The following is a 1,406-nucleotide window of genomic DNA, read 5'->3' on the forward strand; positions in this document are numbered from 1 at the left end:
TTACGTTGGCGCTGACGGATTGGCGGGCATCAATGTTGCTTGGCCAGTGATTGGTAGCATTCTGGGAATAGGGATGATGGTTGGTGTGGGAACGGGAGCCCTGACTTCCATCAAGCAAGGAGAGCAAGATCAACAAGGTGCGAAACGGGTCTTAACCACAGGCTTGCTATTTTTGTTGGCCCTGATGCCTATTGTCGCAACGATTCTATTTTTCTTTGCTGATGACTTTATTCGTTGGCAAGGCGCTCAGGGGCGAGTGTACGAGTTGGGCTTGCAATATCTCCAGATACTAATCGTCGCGTGTATTTTTTCACTTGGCTCTATTGCGGTTCCATTCTTGCTACGTAACGACAACAGCCCTAACTTAGCCACAATTTTGATGGTGATAGGTGCAATCATTAACATTGTGTTGGACTATGTTTTCATTGCTTGGATGAACTGGGAGCTAACAGGAGCGGCTATTGCGACCGCATTGGCACAGATGGTTGTCACCGTGCTAGGTGTGGGCTACTTCTTCTCTTCTAAAGCGAAGTTACGTCTAACATTTAGAGAGTTGAAAGTGCAATTGGATGCTATTCCTAAAATTGTGCTTATCGGGACATCCAGCTTTTTTATGTACGCTTATGGATCTACGATGGTAGCTCTGCACAACGCATTATTCGCACAATACGGCAGCCCGCTTTTGATCGGCGCTTACGCCATTTTAGGCTATATCGTGACGGTCTATTATCTCGTGGCGGAAGGCATTGCCAATGGTATGCAGCCTTTGGTGAGCTACAACCATGGCGCACGAAATCAAGATAACATTCGTAAGTTGCTACAAATTGCTATGGGGACATCGGTTTTAGGTGGTGTTGTGTTCGTGGTATTGATGAACCTTTTCCCGTACCAGCTCGTATCCGTCTTTAATGACGCGGATCAGCAGCTTATCGAAAGTGCTGTGGTGGGAATTCGTCTCCACATGTTCGCACTGTTTCTGGATGGTTTCTTAGTGGTAGCAGGGGCTTACTATCAATCGGTCAACAAAGGCAGTAAGGCGATGTTTGTGACGGTGGGCAATATGCTTATCCAACTGCCGTTCTTGTTCATCATGCCAAAACTGTTGGGTGTGACAGGCATTTGGATTGCATTCCCGCTATCCAACATTGCGTTAAGTCTGGTTGTGATGAGCATGCTTTGGCGTGATATCAAAAAGTTGATGGTGGATAGCCCAGTAGAACCGAGCATCCAAGCGTCTTAAGTTGGTAGCAGAAAAGCGAGGCTAGTGCCTCGCTTTTTACTTTGTCGGAAGAGTTAAATGTTCTTCACTTCTAAGCCAGCCAATTGATGCCAGTAACCGTTGCATTGGCGGCTTGATAGTTTGTCTGGGTCTGAGCCTTGCTCGTTAGAACGGAAGCGATCCAATT

Annotated in this window: 1 protein-coding gene and 1 pseudogene; one reads left to right on the plus strand and one right to left on the minus strand. The window is 46.8% G+C overall.

The features are described 5' to 3' along the window. The coding region (gene vmrA / locus R7M72_RS24690) for a sodium-coupled multidrug efflux MATE transporter VmrA (protein WP_318056411.1) at window positions 1–1,240 on the plus strand (1,240 nt) is incomplete at its 5' end. A 53-nt stretch (window positions 1,241–1,293) separates the two neighbouring features. Here vmrA and R7M72_RS24695 read toward each other — a convergent pair. Continuing rightward, window positions 1,294–1,406, minus strand: a pseudogene (locus R7M72_RS24695) (U32 family peptidase); the annotation flags it as partial.

Origin of the sequence: Vibrio sp. YT-18 (genome assembly GCF_033337345.1) — a bacterium.
Lineage (GTDB): Bacteria > Pseudomonadota > Gammaproteobacteria > Enterobacterales > Vibrionaceae > Vibrio > Vibrio alginolyticus.